The 13,388-nt window shown below is 72.0% G+C and carries 13 protein-coding genes; 7 read left to right on the top strand and 6 right to left on the bottom strand.

Features of this window, described 5'->3' with window-relative positions; translation table 11 throughout:
- Window positions 1–196: 196 nt before the first annotated feature.
- Both AB0C26_RS10010 and AB0C26_RS10005 read left to right on the top strand, forming a co-directional pair.
- Window positions 197–622 (top strand): YbaB/EbfC family nucleoid-associated protein, encoded by a 426-nt coding sequence (locus AB0C26_RS10010; RefSeq protein WP_360244630.1) that lies wholly within the window; start codon window positions 197–199, stop codon window positions 620–622.
- Window positions 603–1,001 carry a hypothetical protein gene (locus AB0C26_RS10005; protein ID WP_360244627.1) on the top strand — a complete coding sequence of 133 codons (399 nt, stop codon included), beginning with the start codon at window positions 603–605 and terminating at the stop codon, window positions 999–1,001. The genes AB0C26_RS10010 and AB0C26_RS10005 overlap by 20 nt, the downstream gene beginning before the upstream one ends.
- A gap of 22 nt (window positions 1,002–1,023) precedes the next feature.
- Here the strand turns inward: AB0C26_RS10005 and AB0C26_RS10000 are convergent, their stop codons facing one another.
- Window positions 1,024–1,308, bottom strand: coding sequence for a DUF427 domain-containing protein (locus AB0C26_RS10000; protein WP_097319443.1), 285 nt, complete (start codon window positions 1,306–1,308; stop codon window positions 1,024–1,026).
- Between the two features lie 137 nt (window positions 1,309–1,445).
- On the opposite strand from AB0C26_RS10000, the gene AB0C26_RS09995 reads away from it, so the two are divergent.
- The 5 genes from AB0C26_RS09995 (at window position 1,446) to AB0C26_RS09975 (ending at window position 7,634) form a co-directional block, all read left to right on the top strand.
- Window positions 1,446–2,006 carry a hypothetical protein gene (locus tag AB0C26_RS09995; protein WP_360244624.1) on the top strand — a complete coding sequence of 187 codons (561 nt, stop codon included), beginning with the start codon at window positions 1,446–1,448 and terminating at the stop codon, window positions 2,004–2,006.
- Window positions 2,003–3,034, top strand: coding sequence for a hypothetical protein (locus tag AB0C26_RS09990; protein ID WP_360244621.1), 1,032 nt, complete (start codon window positions 2,003–2,005; stop codon window positions 3,032–3,034). Before AB0C26_RS09995 ends, AB0C26_RS09990 begins: the two co-directional genes overlap by 4 nt.
- Window positions 3,031–4,455: a hypothetical protein gene (locus AB0C26_RS09985; protein ID WP_360244618.1), complete on the top strand. Its 1,425-nt coding sequence runs from the start codon at window positions 3,031–3,033 to the stop codon at window positions 4,453–4,455. The genes AB0C26_RS09990 and AB0C26_RS09985 overlap by 4 nt, the downstream gene beginning before the upstream one ends.
- A gap of 55 nt (window positions 4,456–4,510) precedes the next feature.
- The gene (locus AB0C26_RS09980) at window positions 4,511–4,942 is read left to right on the top strand and encodes a DUF6232 family protein (RefSeq protein ID WP_360244615.1); all 432 of its coding nucleotides are present in this window, start codon (window positions 4,511–4,513) and stop codon (window positions 4,940–4,942) included.
- A gap of 898 nt (window positions 4,943–5,840) precedes the next feature.
- Window positions 5,841–7,634: a SpoIIE family protein phosphatase gene (locus AB0C26_RS09975; protein WP_360244612.1), complete on the top strand. Its 1,794-nt coding sequence runs from the start codon at window positions 5,841–5,843 to the stop codon at window positions 7,632–7,634.
- A 675-nt stretch (window positions 7,635–8,309) separates the two neighbouring features.
- On the opposite strand, the gene AB0C26_RS09970 is transcribed toward AB0C26_RS09975, so the two are convergent.
- The 5 genes from AB0C26_RS09970 to AB0C26_RS09950 all read right to left on the bottom strand — a co-directional run bounded on the left by AB0C26_RS09970 (window position 8,310) and on the right by AB0C26_RS09950 (window position 13,090).
- Entirely contained in the window at window positions 8,310–8,984 is a 675-nt protein-coding gene (locus tag AB0C26_RS09970) for an activator of HSP90 ATPase (protein WP_360244609.1), read from the bottom strand.
- Between the two features lie 59 nt (window positions 8,985–9,043).
- A complete protein-coding gene (locus AB0C26_RS09965) occupies window positions 9,044–9,895 on the bottom strand; it encodes a bifunctional DNA primase/polymerase (protein WP_360244606.1) in 852 nt (283 codons plus the stop codon).
- A gap of 30 nt (window positions 9,896–9,925) precedes the next feature.
- Window positions 9,926–10,633, bottom strand: coding sequence for a hypothetical protein (locus AB0C26_RS09960; RefSeq protein ID WP_360244603.1), 708 nt, complete (start codon window positions 10,631–10,633; stop codon window positions 9,926–9,928).
- 113 nt (window positions 10,634–10,746) lie between these two features.
- Window positions 10,747–11,751: a beta family protein gene (locus AB0C26_RS09955; RefSeq protein ID WP_360244600.1), complete on the bottom strand. Its 1,005-nt coding sequence runs from the start codon at window positions 11,749–11,751 to the stop codon at window positions 10,747–10,749.
- A 13-nt stretch (window positions 11,752–11,764) separates the two neighbouring features.
- Window positions 11,765–13,090, bottom strand: a complete 1,326-nt coding sequence (locus tag AB0C26_RS09950) for an AAA family ATPase (RefSeq protein WP_360244597.1) — start codon at window positions 13,088–13,090, stop codon at window positions 11,765–11,767.
- Window positions 13,091–13,388: the final 298 nt, after the last annotated feature.

Genomic DNA, 13,388 nt, shown 5'->3' with positions numbered 1-13,388 from the left:
ACCGGGTGAGGACTTGAGCGAAGTCATGTAACCCATCGGTGCGAGCAGCTGAGGTCGATGTGTTGCGTGGAGGTTACGGTGGTCGCCAGGTCGAGTGATGGCCCGGCGGGCGGGGTAGGGGTGTGCGGCGCGACGTTGCGTCACCGTGATCTCATAGAACGCCAACAGCACGAATGTCGGCAACGGAGGACAAACTGTGCCGAGTGGAAATATCGCGGAGCGCCTGGCGACGCTCAGTGCGACCGCCACGGACGACGACGGGGTCGTCACGGTCACGGTCGCCGGGCCCGGCGTCCTGACCGGTCTGCGGCTCGACGACCGGATGCGGCAGCTCAGCGGCGCGGCGCTCTCGTCGGAGATCCTGCGGACGATGCGCCGGGCGCAGGCCGCGCTGGCCGATCGGGTGACCGCCGCCGTCGACGAGACGGTCGGCGCCGACACCGAGGACGGTAAGGCCCTGTTGGACAGCTACACCCAGAACTTCCCGGCGGACGACGACGAGCCGCCCGCTCCGGTGATGCCCGCGGCGCCGCCCTTCCCCACCTTCCAGAACACGCCGTCGCTGCCGCACCAGGCGCCCGGCAACGGATACGAGAGTGGTCGTGACAGTCGTGCCCGGTGACAAGCCCGCGCTCCCGCAACGAGGCCCGGCGCCCGCTGTCGACCAGATGTCGAACGCGGAACTCGCCCGCATGGTCGAGTCCGAGCACCCGTACCGGGGCAAGGCGCTGTTCGAGCTCTCCGACCGGATCGCGTTGGACGACGACGCGGCGACCAAGGTCGCGATGCTGACCCGGCTGACCTCGCTGCGCCGCGCGCGGCTGTTCGACCGGGTGTCACTCGCCTGGTCGGGCATCATCGCGCTGCTGGCCGCCGAGACCGCGCACTCACGGGAGGTCGCCTACGAGGCGTTCGGCGCCCTCGATGAGGAGGAGCAGCGGGACATGCTGGACTACCTGGAAGTGACCGCTATCGAGGAGGCCCACCCGCGGATCGTGTGACCGAGGGCGGGCCCCGGGCCGGTCACGCCTCGACGCGGACGTCCTTCCAGAAGGCGACGCGGTCGCGGACGGCCTTGGCGTCGGGCTTGGGTTCGGGGTAGAAGAAGACGGCGTCGGGGGTGGTGTGACCGTCGGCCGTGAGCGTGTAATAGGACGCCTTGCCCTTCCAGGGGCAGACGGTGTGGGTGTCCGAGGGGGTCAGTACGTCCTCGCGCAGAGACGCGCGGGGGAAGTAGTGATGTCCCTCGACAACCACGGTGTCGTCGCTCTCGGCGATAACTTCGTCGTTCCAGATGGCCTTAGGCATAGTCCGAACGTAGCGCGGACCGGGCCGGTAGTCCGATATGCGGAAGTTAATCGCTATCGGGAGTGAAAGGTGATGATCCGTCCGCAAGGTGCCGATGCTTGTACGAAGATCTACCCTTCGACCCGAAGAGATACGGCATGAAGATCCCGATCACGCTTCCCGCCGCCGGTGAGCAGGCGCGGCACGCGCTCCTGCTGCTCGGCGCGCCGGCGCCGGCCCGGCTCGTGGTGCGGGTGCACGCCGCCCTGTTCGACGGCGACCTGTCGGTGCCGGCCCTCGCGGCCCTCGTGCGTGACCGGGATGCGGGGCTGTGCGCGGCGCTCGACGCCGACCTCACGGCGGTGCCGGGTCTGATCGCGCTGGCCGACTGGCCGCTCGAGCGCCGGCTCATGACGCCGGTGGCCCGCCGGACGTCCGCCCTGGCGATGATCATCCGGGTGGCCGAGTTCGCCGGGATGAAAGCGTCGGCCGGTCCCGCCGAGCATCGGCTGCTGCGAGAGCTGGCCCGGGACGTACCCCATGGGCCCGAATCGGTTGATCTCGCGGAGGCGGCCCGGGAGGCGCTGGAGTCGCTGTGCGCGGCCCAGGCGGCCGAGGAACCGGTGCGCGCGGCGGCTCTCGCGCGCGCCGCGTCCCTCGATGCCGATCAATTGCTGTACGGTCTTCCGGCCGTTCCCCACCAGCGAGGACGCGAGTGAGTCGAGTAGATCAACTGCGGGGCTCCGGGCCGCGCAAGCGGCACAACGCGCGGACGATCGCCGCGCTGACCGGCAACCCGGGCTGCACCCGCCGGGCCGTGCTCGACGCGGCCGGCGTCGACAAGCCGCGGCTGGCCGAGACGATCGGCTTCCCGGGCAGCTTCGGGCAGTCACGGTTCGCGCTGGCGCGCGGTAACGCGTTCGAGGCGATGCTCAAGGCCGACGACTGCGCGCTGTTGCGGTCGGTACTTTCGTTTCCGGACGGCCGCTACGAGGACCTGGGCGAGGACAGCGACGACACGCTGACCGCCCGGCACACGCGGACGCGGGCCGTGCTCGCCGACGGTGACGGCGGGCTGCTCGATCATCCGCTGCTGACCCTCTCGGTGGCCGGCCAGACGGTCTTCCTCGAGCCCGACCTGATCGCCGCCCAGCGGGGCGACGTGCTGCAGGTCGTCGAGATCAAGTCGTTCGCCATCGTCGACGGGCAGGCGGACAGCGCCGCCGTGTCGTCGGCCGCCGTCCAGGCCGCGGTCTACGTGCTCGCGCTGCGCCAGTTGCTCGGCGACGACCGGGTCAGCCACGAGGTCGTTCTCGTGTGCCCGGAGAACTTCTCGCTTCAGCCGGCGGCTGTCGTTCTTGACGTACGCAAGCAATTGTCGACTCTCAAACGGCAGCTCTCCCGGCTCGCGTCGGTGTCGTCGCTGATCGACGAACTGCCCCCGTCGGTGACCTTCGACGTGGCCCAGCCGGTGCCGGCGCTGCTCGAGTCGCTGGCCGCGGTGGACGCGCGGTACGCCCCGGAATGCCTGTCGACCTGCGAGCTGTCGGTCTACTGCCGGCACGAGGCGACCGGCTCGACGGCCGCGCTGGGCCGTCCGGTGCGCGACGCCCTGGGCGGGGTGGCGACGGTCGACGAGGCGCTCGGGCTGGCCGCCGGCACGGTGCTGCCGACGCCGGAGCAGACCGAGGCGGCGGCCCTGCTGGCCGCGGCGGCCCGGCTGCGCAACGAAGCCCTTTCCGCGTGAGTACGCTCGTCGCGCTCGCCCGGGCCCAGGCCTTCGCGGCCGGGAAGGCGCAGCCCATCGCCACCGTCCGCCACCTGCACGTGAGCGACGATCCGCTGGTGCTGATCCCGCTCGCGATGGCGGGCGAGGCCAACGCCCCGCTGGCCGCGATGATCGGCACCTCGGTCGAGAAGCCGCGCCTGCTGGTCGTCTCCCAGCCCCGCAACCGGGACGAGCGGTTCGCGTTCACCGCCGCGCTCGCCGGTGAGCTGCTGCCCTACCTGGAGTCGTTCGCCACCGAGACCGAGGCGGTGGCGGTCGACCGGGGGCGCGACGTGCGCTACCGCTACGTCGACGCGCCGCAGGTCTGGGTGCCGAACCCGGCCGGCGCCGACTTCCTCAAGCTGCTCGGGCGTTCGACCCGCTTTCGGCGTACGGACGGCGACTACCCGGTGCCGGCGGCGGTCCCGCTGCTCGGGCAGTGGCTGACCTTCCTCGCCTCGGCGGCCGAAATGCCCGGGTCGGTGTTGCTGGCCAACACAGTGCAGGCGCTCGCCATGCACTGGACGACGGGGCAGAGCGCGGCCGAGGACGCCCAGCTGGGGTCGCTGTTCGCCTGGATCACGGCGGGAGCCGCGGCCGCCCGGGAAGCCGAGAACGGGCCGGTCGCGGGACCGGCCACCGATCCCGAGTTCGACAACAAGGTGCTGGCGCCGCTGATCGCCGAGTCGTCGCCGCAACTCGAGGACGTGCTGCGCGACCTGCTGACGCCGACGTGGGAACGGATGTGGCGTTCGCTGGACCTGCTGCGGGCGCTGCCGGCCGGGGCCCGGGTGGGCAGCCGGTGGGACAGCGACCGGGACACGTACTCGGCGTTCGTCGAGCACCTGGCCTCCGGCGGTGCCCCGCAGCCCCGCCGCGACGGGGCGGTGGCCGCCGCGTCCCGGCTCCAGCGGCTGGAGAACGCGGCCGCCCGCTACGCGGTGCAGCGCGCCTTCGACGACCCGCTGATCATGGCCGAACACCGCCTGACCGGCGCCGCCTTCGCGGGCGTGGTGACCTTGGCCAACCCGGACCGCGTCGACGACACCGGCAAACGTCCCGTCCTGCGGCCGCGGATCATGGTGGCGACGACCGAGCCGGTACGGGTCGAGGCCGGAGCCGGCCTGACATCGCCGGCCCGCCCGTCGCAGAAGGCGAAGGTCGTGTCGGTGACGCCGACGGCGGACGGGTGCGACGTGCTGCTGGAGCTGTCCGGCGGGATGGGGCGCAAGCTGGTCGCCGAGCCGGGCAGCGTGCCGGCGGTGGGGGAGCGGATCCTGCTGACGACCTTGAGCGAGGCGTACCGCCCGGGCGCGGCCTTCCCCGACCCGGCCGACACTCCGTGGACCCACGGCGGACCGCCGGCGGCCTTCGACCCCGACGCTGTAACATCCGCGTAACACGCCCTGCCCGGACGCTGTCGATCATGGAACGGCGTCGATAAGGTGACGCTGTGTGCTCCACGACGATGTCGGGCTCGGCGAATTCATGACGGTCTACTATCGCGGACCGGCCGGGACGGTGACCGAAAGTCACTTCGTGACGCATTCCCCCGACGGCTCGGCGTACGACCTCAACGATCTCCGTAACATCATGCGCGTACGGCGGCGCGGCCCCCGCTTCGCCATGCTGCTGTCCGCCGCCGTCGCGGTGATCGTGGCCGGCCTCGCCGCCGGCTGGGCCATGGGCGCCGTCAGCGGCCTGCCGGTCGTCCTCGTGGCCGTCCTGGCCGCGGTGTTCCTCGTGCGGCTGGCCAGCCCGGTCTACACGCTCCGGGCCGATCATCGGGACCGGGCGGTCGAGCTCTACTCCACCAAGGACAGGGTCGACTTCGAGCGGGTGTGCCGCAACCTGGAGAGGGCGCTCGAAGACTTACGCCCCGCCTGACTCGAGACGCGGCGGCCGTCCGCGCGTTCTCGACGTCGCAGTCCTCGCCCAAGACCAGAACCGACCGCAGGCAGTCGGCGAGCTCATCCTCAAAACACGGATCGGTGAGGCGCGGGCCCCTGGGGTGTGGCGCTTCGGGGTGCGGCGCTTCGGGGTGTGGCGCTCTGGGGTGTGGCGCTTCGGGGTGCGGCGCTTCGGAGTGCGGCCCTCCTACGGTGCGGACTCCTGAGGTGCGGACTCCTACGGTGCGGACTCCTACGGTGCGGACTCCTGAGGTGCGGACTCCTGAGGTGCGGACTCCTACGGTGCGGACCGTGAGGTGCGGGTCGGTGAGGTGAGGTGCGGATTGGTGAGGCGCGGGTCGGTGCGACGGGACACATGCCAGCGCGACCACAACGCCGCTCGACAGCAAGGCCGGTCAACGGGGGCACGGCTCAACACGCGCTGATCGGCATGGTCACCGGCAGACGCAAACGCAGATTGGCCGACGCCACAGGAAGGCGTCGGCGCTGGCACTGACACAGATGCGGCGCGACGGCGCGGGCGAGGGTCAGGAACGGCGTGATCTCGTGCGATGCCAGGACGCTTGCTGCGCGGGCACTGCTGCGCGGGCACTGCTGCCAAGGCGCCGGTGAGAAGGGGGTCGGGCGTGAAGGGTCCGGGCGTGAAGGGGTGGGCGTGAGGGCGCCGAGCGTGAGGGCGCCGAGCGTAAGGGTGCGAGGTGTGAAGGGCGTCAGGCGATGGCGACGGGTGTGAGGGTGGGCTGGGTGGCGGTGGGTGGGATGGGGGATGGCGCGGGATGTGGCAGGAGGGGGGCGAGGGTCGTTGATGTGGGCGTAGCCCCGGTAGCCTGGCAGGTCCGACCTGCTAGCGAGCGGCGGTCATTGTTCGGGAGCGAATGGTGCTGCGCGAAGATTTGGCCGCGGGTGCGCCGAACGAAGTGATCGGTGCGCCCGCGCGGCTGCGAGCGGTGTCGCGGCTGGGGCTTGGCTCGGGGGCCGATCCGGCATTTGACCGGATTGCGGCTATCGTCGAGCGGCTTGTCGACGCGCCGGTTGCTGTGGTGACGGTGGTTACCGGGGATCGGCAGTATCTTCCGGGGCAGGTGGGGCTGCCCGCGCCGTTTGCGGGGGCGCGGGAGATGGGGCTTGAGCATTCGTTCAGCCGGCATGTGGTGGCGGCGGGAGAACCGCTCATCGTTCCGGACGTACGGGATGATCCCCGCATGCGGGACAATCTGTCCATTCGAGATCTGGGAGCTGTTGCCTACGCGGGGGTGCCGCTCACCGACTCGGACGGGCTGGTGCTCGGCACGCTGGCGGTGATGGACCGGGAGGCGCGGAAGTGGACGCCCAGCGAGATCGCGCTCCTGGTTGAGCTGGGTGAGGTCTGCTCGTCGGAGCTGCGCCTGCGCATCGCGCGGGAGATCGCCGACGAGGCGCGACGGCATGCCGAGTCGGCGCACGACCAGCTCATTCTGCTCGGGGAGCTGACCGACGCGCTCGCCGAGACCATGGACATCGACGCCGCGCTGACCAAGCTCGGCCACCTCGTCGCCGGGCGCCTGGCCGACTGGTGTTTCATCGCGCTGGCCGACCCGTCCGGCGCGATCCGGCACATGTCCGCGGCTCATCGCGACCCGGCGTACGGCGAATTGGCCTCGACGCTGACCGCCCAGGCCCGCCGCGCCGATCTCAAGCCTCTGCTCCGGTCCGTCCAGCGCACCGGCCGGCCGATCCGGCGCGACGACACCGGCGGCGATCTGCTGCGCCGCCAGGCTCCGGAGCTCGCGGGGGTCGCCGCCGAGCTGGGCAGCTCTTCCGTGCTGGTCGTGCCGATCACCGCACCCGTGACCAAACGCCTGCTCGGTCTCGTCCTGCTGGCCAACGGCACAGCCCCGTTCACCGGCGCCGCCGAGCAGACCGCGGCCGAGGTGGGCCGCCGGGCCGGCATGGCCGTCGACAACAGCCGGCTCTACGGTCACCAACGGCACGTCGCCGAGGTCCTTCAGCAAAGCATGCTGCCCGATCTGCCCACCGTGGACGGTGTCGAGCTGCACGGCCGCTATCTACCCGCCCAGGCCGGAGCCGAGGTCGGCGGTGACTGGTACGACGCCTTCGCCCAGCCCGACGGCAGCCTGATGCTCGCCGTCGGCGACGTCTCCGGCCACGACATCGAGGCCGCCGCCACCATGGGCCAGGTCCGCAACCTGGTACGCGGCGACGCGTACGGCCGCGACGACGCCCCGGGCCCGCTGCTCGCCCAGCTCGACCGGGCCCTGCACGGCCTGCGCGTACCCGCCGCCGCCACCGCCGTCCTGGCCCGCCTGCGCCGCGAGGGCGACGACTATCTGATCACGTTCGCCAACGCCGGCCATCCCCCACCGCTGCTGCTGCGCCCCGACGGCGAGGTGGAGATCTGGTGGGAGACACCGGAGCCGCTGCTGGGCCTGCTCCCTCGCGACCCGCGCGCCACCCATCACCGCCGGGTACCGGCCGGTTCCACCCTGCTCCTCTACACCGACGGCCTGGTCGAGGATCCCGCCCATCTCATCGACGAGGGCATAGAACGCCTCCGCGCAGTCCTGCACGGCGCGCCTACTCGATCCCTCGAGGAAATCTGCACAAAAATCATCAAAACCGTCCATCGTCGAGACGACGACATCGCTCTCCTATTGGCCAGGCTTCTTTAGGAGTACGCCGGTAGCCCGCACCCGAGGAACACAGTGGACGGCCGGAATTGCCCCGGCTCCGATGGCGCCGGCTTCATCGTGTTCTTGCCCGTGATCGCCGCCGAGTTTCGCCCTTCCGGGCCGGCGCCGCCGCCCAGCTCGCGCCGGCGCCTGCCCAACCCAGAGCCCGCGTTGGTGCGGGCCAGGCGGGCTGGGCGCCGGGCGTTGCGCGGGCTGGGCATCGGGCATTGCGCGGGCTGGGTATCGGGCATTGCGCGGGCTGGGCGTCGGGCGTTGCGCGGGCTGGGCGCGGCGGACTCGGTGCAGCCTCCGCGCCTGCGCAGGGCCGGCCCGGCGGTGATCGCGGCCGGCGGTCATCGCGGCCCCGCGTGGTGGATCGCAGCCCCCCCGTGGTGGATCGCGGCGCCGTGGTGGGTCCCGGCTCGGTGGTGGATCGCGGCACCGTGGTGGGTCCCGGCTCGGTGGTGGATCGCGGCGCCGTGGTGGATCCCGGTCCGTGGTGGATCCCGGTCCTCCGTGGTGGATCGCGGCCCCCGTGGTGGATCCCGGCCCGTGGTGGCTCGCGGCCCCGAGGTGGAGCGCGGCCGGTGGTGGTGGTGGTGGTGGTGGGCGGCCGGCGGTGGGTCGATCTGGCGGTGGTGAGGTCGGCGGTGGGTGGGCTTTGTGGGGTGGGTGTCAGGGGGTTGGGGCTGGGTTTTCGGCGGTGGTCAGGTTGGCGTCGGCGGCTAAGGGGGCCCAGCGCTTGGCCCAGGTTTCGCGGGTGGATTCGAAAGTGGGGTCGTCGAGGCCGAAGGTGGAGATGGTCACCTCGAAGCGGGCTGCGGACGGGGCGTGCAAGGGCAGGTGGCCGGCCACCACGACCAGGTGGCCGTCGGGGTCGATGGTGGAGGCGACTCGGGGGCCGAAGTGCTGCCAGTCGCCGGGTGACAGGGTCAGGGCCTGGTGGCCTGTGGTCTCGCCGGTCAAGTAGATGGTGCGGCGGCGGCCGGTCGGGCGTTCGCGCAGCAGGAAAGCGAGCTGGGTCAGGAACGCGCGCCAGCCCTCCTCGATCGCGTCGTACACCTCCTCGCCGGCCGGGCCGGTGCCCTCTCGGGACACGCGGACGCGGGACTGGTCATCGGTGCCGTCGACCTCCAAAGAGGAGCCGTCGGCCCAGCCCATCCGCTCCGGGGCCCACAGGGTGGCCTCGTCGATGAAGATCTGGCGGATCTCCGCGTCGAGGCCGTCGTAGTCCCATCCGAACCACTGGCGCAGCACCTCGGGCCGGGTCACGGCCTCCCAGGCCTGGTCGCGCCCCACCGGCAACGAGATCTCGACGTCGTAGGGCTTGAGCGGGCGTCGGTCGGTCATGCCGGGACCCCGGCTGTAGTCACGTCGGTCATCACCCCATCTTTGGGGTTATGCGGCGATCACGCCACGCGGCGGCCCGGGTCGGGGGCGAACGGACTGCGCCGGCCGGCGGTCATGCCCGAACGGATCGTGGCGCGGGTCTCGGCGCGGCCCAGCCCGGCGAAGCGGGCGGCCGTTTCGAGCTCGCGGGTCACCTCGGCCGCGTCGAGCAGCCCGGCGCCGACGAAGCGGCCCAGGGCGAAGGCAGCGCGGTTGAGGGTGTCGTTGCGCGCGCCGATCGGGGCCCGCGCCACCCGGTCGGTCTCGGCGGTCAGCGCGGCCCGCGCGTAGCGGCCGGGGTGGGCGATCGGGCCGCGGGGCGGACGGTCCGGCGGAGACGGACCCTCGATGAGCTCGCGCAGGGCCGGCGGGCCGCTCGGCAGGTCGTGGCCCGGGCGGTGCACCCAGCGGTAGTCGCCGCCGCTCACATGCCGGGAGGGTGGGGCCACCACATAGCCGCCGGAGCCGCGCCAGTCGAGGCCGGGCAGCAGGTGCACCCGGTTGCCGAAGCCGGTCGGGTGGAACCAGAAATGCCAGCCGCCGCTGCCCGTGCGGACCAGCGGGCCCGCGGGCAAGGAGCCGCCGAGCACATGACACAAGCCGTGCCAGCCCTGCTCGGAGTCGACGTCGGCCACATCCATCACGACTCCGGTGCGCAAGCCCACGTTCGCCTCGGGCCAGCGATGCCACCAGAGGTCGATCAGGCGTGGGTCGGTCGTCGCCTCGGTCAGGCCGTGACGCAGGTGAGGGTGTTTGCCGGGTCGCTCGCATCGGATCCCCCTGTCGCAGGAACAGCCGTCCGGGCCAGCCGTGTGCACCGGCAGGACGGGTATCCCGTGCCGGGCGTAGGCCAACGCGGCTGTCAGCAACATTAGAACAAGCGTACGACAAAATCGGCCCCGTCAGGACCGGAGGCCGCCGAACGCCTGGCGCAGCACGGAGCGCCGCAGGCCGCGCGGCATGCGGGGTGCGTGGCGGCGGACCGGGTCGATCTCGGTGAGCTTCGCTTGCCATTGGCCGGGCACCCAGCTGCCGCCCGGCCGGGGCGTGTGGAGCAGCCCTCCGGCGATGTGCTCGCCCTCGAGGTGGCGGCGGAGCCGGCGGGCGTAGGCGGGGCCGAACCAGCACCAGAGGGGCGGATCCGGCGGCAGGCCGAGCCAGTCACCGAGCGGCGCCAGATAGGGCTCGGCCCGGCGTCCGTCCTGGCCGTAAAGGGTGTCACCGTCGAGTTCCATGGTGGCCGTCGACGCTGACACGTAGATCGTGTCGGGGTGGGTCATGGCCAGGGAGAACCCGCGCACCCGCGGGTCCTCCGGATCGAGGGCGGCGGTCATGGTGTGCGCCAGGACCGGGCCGCGGCCGGCGGTGGCGAGCGTGGCGTGATAGACGGGCGGGGCGCCGGCCAGGAACAGCAGGGGGTCGGCCGTCGCGTACGCCTGGCGCAGGGCGTCCTCGCCGTCGCGGTCGAGCCGGCCGCGCAGGGGCTCGCTCTCGCCGAAGCGGCGGGGCACGGCGGCGGGCAGGTGCGCGCGGGCGGCGCGCAGCCACCGGTCGACCACGTCGGCGGAGCCGGCGCGGCGCTCGTACCAGCGGAGGATGAGAGCGTCCACGGGACGAGCATAGGGTTGGAGCTTTCGTTGCAGGACAGCCCGGCAGCGGCGGCAGGGAGGGTGACCACGACGTCAGCCGGCTGGTGGCGGCGGTGCTGTTCGCTGTTCCGTACCTAATGAAGGTTTTGAAGTACGTGGGCAATGTGATGGCTTGTGCTCCAGGACATCCAGCTGGCCGAGCTGCCACCACCGCGGGCCGTGCGGGCTCGGCGGGCCAGTTCGGCGTCGCCCCAGGAGAAACGGGCGCCGAGGGTGGGCCAGTGCGGGGAGGCGACGAGCGTGCGGCAGAGATCGTGGCAGCGGTCGTCGCTGCGGCCGCCGCGGCGGGACCAGCGGTAGATCCACCAGTCCCGGTCGTCGGTGTAGCGCAGGGTCGGGAGCTGGCGATGGCGCTGGACGCCCCGGCGGCGAACGGGGGAGGTGACGCCGTAATCGGAGTAGCCCACGCCGGGTTCGGCCAGGCGTTGCCACACGCGGGCGTCGAGGCGGCCCACCGTGACCGGGCGGTCGGTGGGCAGATCGTCCAGGTTGGCGGGCATCGCGCCGGAGGCGACGCTGACCGAGCGCCACGGCATCGAGCGCGCCCACCGCAGCACCCGGCGGCACTGCTCCTCGACCTTGTCGGCGTGGGACACGCAGGCCGTCTCGGCCAGGTCGATGAGCAGGTCGACCTCCTCGGCCGCCAGGCCCGCGAAGCGCAGAACACGGCCGGTGACCTCGTCGGCCTGGGCCGGGTTGGCCGCGTCGACGTGCGGCTGGAGCCTGAGGACGGCCCGGCCCAGGTGCATCCGGGCGGCCAGGCCGTGGGCGATCAGCCGGCGGCGGCTCTCGTGGGCCCGCAGTACCGGCAGCATGGCCACGCCGAGGCCGGCCAGCGCCTCGGCGAGATCGAGCGAGGGCATGTCACTCGAGTCGATCGCGACCACGCCGGTACGCGGGGGCAGCTCACGGAGCAGCGCCACGATGCCGGGGCTGTCGTCGAGTTCGAGAATCGGCATGACCCGGGCCGCGTCGTCGGCCGTCAAGTGGGTGAGCGCCGCCAGCTCGCCTCGGCGCGGGCGCAGGATGGGCCGGTAGACACCGTCCCGCGTGGACCCCGCCGTCGTGAATACCGCCATTCACTTAAGGTAACTACCTTTGTCGGCTAAGTGACACTGCTCGATGCAAATAGGCGAGAATAGCCTGATTCGCCTCCCAGCCGTCGGGGAACTTGACAGGCACGTTGAGGTGCACCGGCTCGGTCGACGGATGCGCGTCGAGCAGTTCGGCGATCCCCTCGCGGGCCACCACGACGCAGGCGTGCCGGTGACGTGAGGTCAGCACGCACAACCGGCCCGACTCCAGGTGGAACGCGGTCGCGTCCTGCCGGCCGGAGAGCGGGTGCAGGACGACGGTCAGGTCGTACTCCCGGCCCTGGAGCCGGTTGGCCGTGTCGACCGTGATGCCGGCGGCCTCGGGCGGCAGCAGTGACCGGATGACCGCGACCTGGTCGCGGTGGGCGGCGCCGATGGCGATCCGGTCGGCGGTCAGGGGGGCCGTGCCCGACTCGGAGGAGGCGACGGCCTGCCGGGCCAGGGCCCGGACGGCGAGCGTGGCGCAGGCGGAGGCGGCCTCGGCGTCGGTACGGACGGTGAAGCGGGCGGGCAGCTCGTGCAGGCCCCAGCCGGTCTCGGCGGCCCGGTCGAGCACCTCGTCGAGCGGGTCGCCCGGCGGCGAGGTGAAGCTCAGCCGGCGCTCGCCGGGACCGGTGCCGGAGCGGAAGCCGGTGAACGGGTAGAAGGCCTCGGCCACGACCGGCGCGGCCGTGTAGGGCAGGCGCCAGGAGACCGGCAGGCGGTGGACCGGCAGGTCGGGGTTGTGGCGCAGGAGCACGTTGACGGCGCTCAGCATCGGGTCCCAGGACAGGCCGGTCCATCGGTCGGTTTCCACTGTGGAGAACGGGTCGAGCTGTCCGGGATCGCCGACGAACAGGGCGCGGACGAAGCGGGGGGCGACGCGCAGCAGGGCGTCGGACCGCATCTGGTAGGCCTCGTCGACGATGGCCCAGGGCCAGGAGCCCTCGGTGACGGTCGCCCATTTCGCGGCCGTGCCGATGGTGACGGCCGGGGTGCCGAGCTCGGCGACCTTGGCCCCGACGCGGCAGCGGGGATGGTCGCGGACCCGCTCGCTCGGCTCGTAGTCGACGGCGGAGAGCCGGCCGACCTCGACCTCGGGCGACCGGGCGCCGAGCCGGGCGATGAGGTCGTCGACTTGTTCGTTGGTCTGGGCCACGATCATCAGGGGTTCGCCGGACGCGGCCAGCTCGCCGGCCGCCCGCACCACGAGGGTGGATTTGCCGGCGCCGGGCGGCGAGTCGACCACGACGCCACGATGATCGCCCTCACGCAGGTCACGCAGCACGGCGTCGATGACGAGGGCGGCCTCGGCGGCCGGGCTCAGGGCGGGGTGCGATGTCACCGGGCAAGTGTCTTAGGTTTCGGACGCTTCCACGAAGCTGGCACTGACAAAAATCTGACAGCGCGGCGGTCGGGGATCGTCTAGTGCCCTGGCTGTCGGGCGGGTCCGGTGGGCAGATGATCGAGAAAGATGAATTGGGAGCGTTCACAAAATGCCGGTGCTGATCTGGCATCGCAGGTGGGTGGAAGTTTGCCCGCTGGTCACGGCTTTGAAATATCCGGGTGATTCACTGGTCGCACTTGGTCGAATTGCGAAGCCGACATGCAACTTGCACGTGCGGTTCGCCGTGCAAGTTGCA

The sequence above is a fragment of the Actinoplanes sp. NPDC048796 genome (genome assembly GCF_040650035.1).
In the GTDB taxonomy this organism is placed as follows: domain Bacteria; phylum Actinomycetota; class Actinomycetes; order Mycobacteriales; family Micromonosporaceae; genus Actinoplanes.
The sequence above is the reverse complement of the archived record's forward strand: the minus strand, read 5'-3'. Positions and strand labels throughout refer to the sequence as shown.

Coding starts and splice junctions, on each gene's coding strand:
- AB0C26_RS10000 (WP_097319443.1), bottom strand. CDS start 1,308: ATGCCTAAGGCCATCTGGAACGACGAAGTTATCGCCGAGAGCGACGAC.
- AB0C26_RS09965 (WP_360244606.1), bottom strand. CDS start 9,895: ATGTTGCTGACAGCCGCGTTGGCCTACGCCCGGCACGGGATACCCGTC.
- AB0C26_RS09975 (WP_360244612.1), top strand. CDS start 5,841: ATGGTGCTGCGCGAAGATTTGGCCGCGGGTGCGCCGAACGAAGTGATC.
- AB0C26_RS09970 (WP_360244609.1), bottom strand. CDS start 8,984: ATGACCGACCGACGCCCGCTCAAGCCCTACGACGTCGAGATCTCGTTG.
- AB0C26_RS09955 (WP_360244600.1), bottom strand. CDS start 11,751: ATGGCGGTATTCACGACGGCGGGGTCCACGCGGGACGGTGTCTACCGG.
- AB0C26_RS09995 (WP_360244624.1), top strand. CDS start 1,446: ATGAAGATCCCGATCACGCTTCCCGCCGCCGGTGAGCAGGCGCGGCAC.